2 protein-coding genes are annotated in these 1,122 nt (G+C 65.8%); both read right to left on the bottom strand.

Translation table 11 applies throughout. The features are described from left to right. Window positions 1-708: restriction endonuclease subunit S (locus ACN4EK_RS32810; RefSeq protein WP_431662641.1), on the bottom strand; the 708-nt coding region annotated here is incomplete at its 3' end. After that, window positions 705-1,073, bottom strand: coding sequence for a HepT-like ribonuclease domain-containing protein (locus ACN4EK_RS32805; protein WP_431662640.1), 369 nt, complete (start codon window positions 1,071-1,073; stop codon window positions 705-707). The genes ACN4EK_RS32810 and ACN4EK_RS32805, both read right to left, overlap by 4 nt. Between the last annotated feature and the right edge of the window lie 49 nt (window positions 1,074-1,122).

Here is a 1,122-nt window from a genome sequence, read left to right as displayed (position 1 = left end):
AGATGTGTATAAGAGACAGATGCGGTGCTGCTCGGCGAGGGGTGGTAAAGCCACCGGGATATCCATCGCCCGTGCCTGATTGAGCTTCGAGCGCGTGGCCCCGGCTACGCGGCCCGCGTAGTCGAATACGTTCAGATAATGCAACAGGAAGGCGTTCGAGATCAGGATGCCCTTGAAGACATGGGCGTGATTGTTGACCCAAGTCTTCCCAGAAATCAGGTATGCCTTCGGCCGCAGGGGATCGAAGAACGGGACGCCGTCTTCGCCGAGTAGGACGAGCTCCTCATCGAAGAGGTAGGCATCGATCCAGCCCTGCTGCTGTGTGGCGCCGTAATAGGGGAACAGCTCGTCATGCTCCTTCCCCTCGACCCGCTTCTCACGTTCAGTCGCGTTGATCGGCTTGCGGCGATAGTCTAAGCAGACTGCAATGTCCGAAAGCGATGGCTCGGACCAGCCGCTCGGGAGTCGAAATGTAGCTCGACCGGAGGGCGGCACCGGCCTCTCAGCCTTGACCTGGCCGAGCTTCACAAGTCGCGCCTTCTCCCGCGCGATCCGCTTCAGCAATTCGGACGCCGGCTCATCCCCTGCATCCTGCGGAACGAGCTTCCCCCGCACCGCGAGGTCCAGCACGAAGCGCCGCAGCCGCGCCACCGCATCCGGCGCCTCGGCCATGCGCTCATACAGCGCCAGCAGCCGCGCCGCGTTCATGCCCCTTCCTCCGGGGGCAGCAGGGATTCCAGCATGACCAGCAGCGGCCCCAGCCGCTCCGTCACCACGTTCCACACCAGGTCCAGCCGCACCTCGGCATAGCCATGGATCAGCCGGTGGCGCAGCCCCGTCATCTCGCGCCAGGGCAAATGCGGCAGGGCCGCGCAGCTCTCGCGGGAGACGCGGCCCGCCGCCTCGCCCAGCACCTCCAGCGCGCGGACGACGGCGGATTGGTGCAGGCGGCTGGCCTGGAAGGCGGCCTCGTCTAGCCCTTCCACGAAGCTCTGGGCGTCCAGCGCGGCCAGCTTCATGTCCCACAGCAGCGCCAGGTCGCGCTCGGGCAGTGGGGGCGGCTCAGGCGGCATAGAGCGGGCGGGCCTCGGCCAGGATACGGCCTGTCTCTTATACACATCT

The sequence above is a fragment of the Pantanalinema rosaneae CENA516 genome, from assembly GCF_050753385.1.
GTDB classification, from domain to species: domain Bacteria; phylum Cyanobacteriota; class Cyanobacteriia; order Leptolyngbyales; family Leptolyngbyaceae; genus Pantanalinema; species Pantanalinema rosaneae.
Note: the sequence above shows the minus strand (reverse complement) of the source record. Positions and strands in the feature narration are given on the sequence as shown.